Annotated in this window: 5 protein-coding genes; all 5 read right to left on the bottom strand. The window is 54.7% G+C overall.

The features are described 5' to 3' along the window. Positions 1 to 92: 92 nt before the first annotated feature. The 5 genes from OB13_RS15815 to OB13_RS15795 all read right to left on the bottom strand — a co-directional run bounded on the left by OB13_RS15815 (position 93) and on the right by OB13_RS15795 (position 6,436). The gene (locus OB13_RS15815) at positions 93 to 2,264 is read right to left on the bottom strand and encodes a DUF4175 family protein (RefSeq protein ID WP_461491145.1); all 2,172 of its coding nucleotides are present in this window, start codon (positions 2,262 to 2,264) and stop codon (positions 93 to 95) included. Next, the gene (locus tag OB13_RS15810; protein ID WP_461491144.1) at positions 2,261 to 3,775 is read right to left on the bottom strand and encodes a BatA domain-containing protein; all 1,515 of its coding nucleotides are present in this window, start codon (positions 3,773 to 3,775) and stop codon (positions 2,261 to 2,263) included. Before OB13_RS15810 ends, OB13_RS15815 begins: the two co-directional genes overlap by 4 nt. Before the next feature lie 199 nt (positions 3,776 to 3,974). Continuing rightward, positions 3,975 to 4,868 (bottom strand): DUF58 domain-containing protein, encoded by an 894-nt coding sequence (locus tag OB13_RS15805; protein WP_461491143.1) that lies wholly within the window; start codon positions 4,866 to 4,868, stop codon positions 3,975 to 3,977. Next, entirely contained in the window at positions 4,861 to 5,415 is a 555-nt protein-coding gene (locus tag OB13_RS15800) for a hypothetical protein (RefSeq protein WP_461491142.1), read from the bottom strand. The genes OB13_RS15805 and OB13_RS15800 overlap by 8 nt, the downstream gene beginning before the upstream one ends. A 25-nt stretch (positions 5,416 to 5,440) precedes the next feature. Beyond that, positions 5,441 to 6,436 carry an AAA family ATPase gene (locus OB13_RS15795; RefSeq protein ID WP_461491141.1) on the bottom strand — a complete coding sequence of 332 codons (996 nt, stop codon included), beginning with the start codon at positions 6,434 to 6,436 and terminating at the stop codon, positions 5,441 to 5,443. Between the last annotated feature and the right edge of the window lie 96 nt (positions 6,437 to 6,532).

The raw sequence follows: 6,532 nt of genomic DNA, 5'->3' as shown, positions 1-6,532 counted from the left end.
TGCACGATTCGGACAGGTCGCGACCTGTCCTTACAGGTTATATCTCTAAACTTTCTTATTCTTACTTCCTAAACTCTCAAACTCTTAAATTCTCAAACTCCTAAACTCTTCAAATATTCCCGGGCCAGCTTGCTTCTGGTTGTGCTTTGCTTCTGGGGCGAAGGTGCCGCTGAGGGCAACAACTCCTGCCAGGCTTGCTCTACTGCTACCAGGCAGGTTTTGCAGAGACTCCGGTTCGCATTCACATCGGCGATGAGGGTGCGCAGGTCCTGCATGGCACGGAGGTAGCGGCCCGGTTTTGCCAGCGCCACCTGAGCCAGCTCCTGGCCTGCCCGTTCCAGCAGCATTGCATCCGCCTGGCTATACCTGTTGCCTTGCTTTTGCCGCTCCAGCCATTGCAGGGCCTGGCGGGTATGGGGAAGTTTGAGCGATGTTTCTATCATTCTTCTTTCACTTGGCGCTTTCACTTTGCTCAGGTCTCCTGTCAGCCGCTTCTCCGGCTCTTTGAGAGGAGGCGGGTCGAAGCCGGTTTTGGCGGCGTAGGCGCGCGTGCTTTGCTGCACTTCCTTGAGCATGCGCAATGCCTTGTACTCGTAAGGCAGCGCCTCTTTGGGGCGATGGGTGCGCAGGCGCAGTTCGGCTTCCCACATCTGGGCCAGTGCTCCTTTGAGTTTTGCTTTCACGGCTGGTTCAAAAAAGGTGGCTGCTTCCTCCTGGTCGTGCTTGTGCAGGTAGGGGTCCAGCAGGGCTTGCGGATCGTTCTGGTTTTCGAATTCCGGGTGATCGTGGCCATCGTCGGCATGATGTTCTTCTCCTTCCGGTATGCCGCCGCCCGGCCCTATACCTGACTCAAACTCTTCGCCCAGGAACTTGCCGTAGCGCAGGCGGAGCAGCTTCTGATCCACGCCGAGGTTATTGCCCCGCTCTTCAAAAACAGCCCGACTGATATTTTTCTGTTCCTTTATCAACTTTTCGGTATCGATGATGATCTGGCGCTGGCTTCGGAAATACTCCGGTACCGGGTTCACGCCCATCGTGAGGTCATCCATACTCTCCACAATAGTCGTGTCTTCCAGCTGCACAAAGTAGGTTTCGGAGCGGGTGTAGCCTTTGTGGTTGTCCCAGGCCTGCACGTAAAAGTAGAGTTCATCGCCGTACGTCATCCCCAGCTTTTGCAGGTCGATGGTTTTGTTGATGCTGAAATTCCGTGTCTGTTTTCCGAATCCCAGGCTGATCTTTTCTTCCCGGAACTTCACGGCTTCGCCTGATCCCTTGGCGACCGTAGCGATCATGTTGGCATCGCGCAGGCCGTAGTCATCTGACAGCTCTGCCCGCAGAGTTACGCGTTGCGGGTCCCCGAACAGGATCTCCGTGTATTGCTCCGGTTTTAGGATCTGTAGAACGGGGGCTTCGTCGGGTATGATCTCTAGGGTATAGTAAGCCGATTTTTGCCCGTTGAGGTTCAGGTGGTAAAGAGCGGGTTCGGTGAAGGTACGTGATAAGGTATAGCTGCCCTTTTTAGCAGTCAGTGAAATCGGTTTGCTCTCATTCAGCACCAGCTGCAGGGATCGGGCAGGCCGGTTGGTGCTGATGTGCCAGCTGACAGTTGCTCCCTGCTCCACACGCAGGTTGGGTTGGGCTGCCTGGTAGGCTTTCTTACCGGTATAAGCAGGAGGCGTTACAGTGATCTCGATCTTCTCTATCGTGACGGCGGTATCGCTTACCTCCTGGGGAGCATCCGGAAAATCAAGTTGTACCTGTTCCGGGGAAGCAGTGCCGGCCAGCGGGGCAGCGGGCAGGAATAAAATGCCTGATGCCACCAGTACGGCTACTCCAAAGGACAGGAGCGTAGGGTTTTTTCGGAGGTGGAACACCTGCTGGTCATCCGGGAGGATAGCCTGTAGCTGTCCGGCTATTTTCTGCTGTTGCAGCCGCTCCAGCAGGTTGAGCTCCGAAACCGGCCGTAATAACAACTCGGTACTGTCCTCCAGTTGGGGATAAGTACGGTTCAGATGCCGGGCGACCTGCCGCAGATCGGTGCGCAGCACGTGGCTCCAGGCCCATGCCAGGTATAGGATAGCTCCCACCACAAGTGTGGCTGCCAAGGTTGCCAGCAGGGGCACATCAGTTTGCCACTTACCCAGTATAGCGACTCCAAGCGCTGCCGCTGCCATGGCCTGCAAGGTATACAGCCCTGCCTTCTGCCGGATGTATTTCCGGCGGATGTGCTGCAAGGTATGGAGGCTGTTCTGTGCTGACATCATACGGTGGCTCTCTTGCTGGTAATGAATCGCTCGGCTAAAAATAAGAAAAAGGCCAACAGCACAACCCAAGGCATCAGCTTATAAAGCTGCTCTTGCTGCAGGTCCCGTACCCTGACAGGTTGTATCGCAGGCTTGAGCTGCTCCTCGTCCAGTGTACGGGCGTCGTAGACTGAAGCGGCTTCTTGCGGGAGTAACAGCGGTAGGAGAAGTTCCGGTAGCTGCGCGCTTTGGCCCAACTGGCTCCAGGCCGGACTGAAACCGCTCCTGAAATAATAGACGCTGCCGCTGCCTATCAGCTGCCTGGTCAGCAAAGGCTCACCAGCCGAGGTATACCAGGCTGTAGTAGCGGTAGTATTAACCGGGGTTGCTGCGGCCAGCTGATGAATTCTGATTTCTCCTCCTGCGGAAGCTAGGTATGCCGTTGTTTCAAGGGGTTCTGAAGCAGGCTGCAGCCATACGTTTGTGCCTTGTTCCTGCGCCTGCTGTAACCAGAATGGGCGTATTTCTTTGCTGCTCAGCCAGAAGAGCCAGTCGGGAGGTGTACCAGGTTGAGCCGCAGAAGGTATAGCATCAACCTGCATCGGTATACCTGTGTAGTGGCTGATGGCCTTAATAGCTGCCTGCAGGTAGCGTACTTCCGGCTGCTGTGCCTTGTCAGGGGCTATACCTATCCGAAGTGGCTGCTTCCGGACCAGTACTCTGCCCTGAATGCCGCTGCTCCCTTGCGCCCATATGGTATCTCCCTGCGGCACCAGTTGCACCTGCTTCCCGTTTGCTAAGTGGATGATCTGCTCGTGGGCTGCTACGCGGCTACGGCTGAAGGTCGTACCTGCCCGGGTGCTGTGCCCCAGTATAAGCTGCAGGCTGTCAGTGGGAGTAGCGTATGCTGCCTGTATCCAGGAGGTAGTAGTTTCTAAGGCAACCGGTATCCAACGGATGTTTTCCTGAAGGGCAGCAGGTGTGCCTGCAAAGTTCCGCTGCTGGTCGGACGTAAAAAGCCAGACACTGTCCTGTGCCTGGGGGTAACGCTGTGCCAGTGCCGGCAGCAAGGCCCAGTAGTTGCCGCTTGTGAGCACTGAATCAACCGGGTTGCTGCTAAGTGCCAGCCACTGCTCTTCAGGTATAGGAGTAAATGTGGGAGAATAGCTATGCAAGGTATAGCCCCGATGCAGGAGTGCATCTACTGTTGGCTTGATGGTACGGAGTGCATTACTGTGTAGCAATTCCGGGCTGATGTATACGGCTTTGCTGGATTGCCTGGAAACAGGCGCCGCCTCCCATACCGGCTTTGCAAGCGCCACAGCCAACAGGATAAGGATCAGGCAGCGCAACACAAGCAGCCTAACATCGCTCAGCCGGATACTGCTCCAGCGTCTGCTCACCGATGCCTCCAGCCAGCGCAGACTGCCTACCTTCACGGTCTTCCCCTGCCGCTTGTTCCACAAGTGGATAGCGATCGGCACAAGGATAGCCGACGCTGCAAAAAGCCAGTATGGAGAGAGGAAAGTCAAGTTTAAGAGTTATTAAGAGTCTCGAGTTCTGAGTTCTGAGTCACGAGTCGTGGATTTTATAGGGACAGGTCGCGGCCTGGCCGGATTGTGCACCATACAATTTTACAATTCAACAATCAGCAATTAACAATCAGCATTCAACCATTTAGCAATATAACTATTCACTCATTCACTCATTCACTCATTCAAAATTAAAAAATCACCCATACACCAGCCTGTTTTTCAGGAACGACCGGAGTGCTTTGTCCAGTGGCTCGTCGGTGGCGAACAGGTCGTAGGCGATCTGGCGGTTGCGCATGTCTTTTTCGGTTTGCTGCAGCCACTCCTGTAACCTGACCAGGTAGGCTTTGCGCTGCTCGGCAGTTCCTACCTGCAGCGTTTGCCCCGTTTCCAGGTCTTCAAAAGTAAGCGTTCCGTCGAAGGTAAAATCGAGCTCGTTCCGGCTCATCAGGTGGAAGAGGAGCAGTTCGTGCCGTTGTGCCCCCAGCTTATACAGCAGGTCCTTGATCTCATGCGCCTGCTCGTAGAGGTCGGTTAGGAAAACGGTCAGTTCTTTCTGGCGGCGGTCCGAAAAAAAGCTGGCAACTGTTTCGGGATCGGGGAAACGGCCGCTGGGTTTGATCTCGCTGAGCTGGTGCCAGAAACGCTGCAGGTGCATGTTGTCGCTACGCGGCGTCAGGTTGATGAGCTGCTTCTCGTGCAATACATACAGCCCCACGGCATCGCCCTGCGTGGTAGCCAGGTATGCCAGTGAGGCGACCAGGAACCGCGCATAGTCCATTTTGCTCAGGCCGTTCTCATCCACGTGCCCCATCGAGGCGCTTCCATCCAGTATAAACCGGACGGTAATGTTGGTGTCCACCTCAGCTTCCCGGATGTAGTAGCGGTCGGAGCGCGCAAACATTTTCCAGTCGAGCTGCCGCAGGTCATCCCCGGGCTGGTAGCTGCGGTACTGGCTGAACTCCAGCCCTGCTCCCCGCCGCAGGCTTTGGTTCTGACCACTCAGAAAGCCTTCCACTACGGTTTTGGCCAGCAGCGGCAGGTCTTTGATGGTGGCCAGTACTTTCGGGTCAATGAATTTCTCTCTAGACAAGGGTGCAGCGAAGTTTCAGTTTCTTGATCTGGGCATCGATAAAGTTTTCATCCAGAATAATGTCTACACCGCCGATCAGCTCCTGCCTGGCCTGAAGCAGTATTTTCCTGCCCTGGGAGTAGAACACCATCGCACAATCGTGCAAAACGGCCTTTTCGGCCCCATTGCTGAAGCTCTGGTAAATCTCGATCATCAGGATAGGGTCAGAAAAAACCCGCAGACTGGAAAGTTTGCTGAACTGCAAGGCGCCTTCCTGCCACAAAGGGGCGCTGCTGACATTGATTTCAAACTCATAGTAGGTCGTAGACTCTTGTGAGGAGAGCCGGTAATCGGCGCTGATGTTGATGTAGGTTCTGAACTTGCCCGGAATGCTGTTGATCGTGGACAAGGCCAGCGCAAAGCCGCTCGCCCAGAAAAGAAAACTGCCGCCCGCCTCCTCTACCTGCAGCTTATCGGAGTAGAAAAAGTAAATCCTTTCCCCCAGTATGCTGCGCAGTATTTTGATCTGTCCCTCCGAAATCTTGACTATGTCTACTTCTTCTCGCACAAGCTAAATGATTTGTTTTCAACTCTTAAACCAGCACTTCCCTGGGTAGCTGAATGGCCTGCAACAGTTCTTCTACTACCCTGTCAGGAGTAATACGTTCGGCCTCGGCAGAAAAGTTAACTAAAATACGATGGCGCAGTACCGGATAGGCCATTGTCCGGATATCAGCAGCCGTTACAGCAAAGCGCCCGTGTAGCAGTGCCCGTGCCTTGGAGGTCAGGATGAGTGCCTGGCCGGCTCTCGGACCTGCTCCCCACCGCACATAGTTTTTGAGAAACTCAATTGGTGTCGTGTCAGGTCGGGTGGCGCGCACTAGTTGGTTTACGTAAGCCAGCAGTTCTTCGCTTATGCTTACCTCCCGCACCAACTGGCGCAGCTGCAGCACTTCCTGACCGGTAATGGCAGAGTTTACCTGGGCCTGCCGGGTACCGGTGGTACTGGCCAGAATATTTAGCTCCTCCTGCTCTGTCGGGTACTTTATTTTGATGTAGAGCAGGAATCTATCCAGCTGCGCCTCCGGCAGCGGGTAGGTGCCGGCCTGCTCGATCGGGTTTTGGGTGGCCAACAGGAAAAAAGGCTTTGGCAAGGTATAGGTGGTACCGGCATAGGTCACCTCGTGTTCCTGCATGGCCTCCAGCAAAGCTGCCTGTGTTTTGGGTGGTGTGCGGTTGATCTCATCGGCCAGCACGATGTTGGAGAAGATCGGTCCTTCGTTGAACTTGAAGAAACGCTTGCCGGTGGCATGGTCTTCCTCCAGCACCTCGGTACCCAGGATGTCGGTGGGCATCAGGTCGGGCGTGAACTGGATTCTGCGAAATCCTAGATCCATGGCGCTGGCCAGTGTGCGCACCAGCAGTGTTTTTGCCAGGCCGGGTACGCCTTCCAGTAAACCATGTCCGCCGGCCAGCATCGTGATCAGTACCTCGTCGAGTACTTCTTCCTGTCCTACGATTACTTTCTGTATCTCCTGCTTGAGCTGGGGCAGTTTGCCCAGGAGATGTTGTATGTCTTGTTCAGTCACTGTTTATTTAATTAATGACTTGTATTGCTTTGTAGTTGAAGCTTATTAAGCTTGCTTCTGTTTATTGTTGCATCGCTTCGCCTGTGCGGCGGGCAC

It is taken from the genome of Pontibacter sp. HJ8, from assembly GCF_054824225.1.
Note: the sequence above shows the minus strand (reverse complement) of the source record. Positions and strands in the feature narration are given on the sequence as shown.

Coding starts and splice junctions, on each gene's coding strand:
- OB13_RS15815 (WP_461491145.1), bottom strand. CDS start 2,264: ATGATGTCAGCACAGAACAGCCTCCATACCTTGCAGCACATCCGCCGG.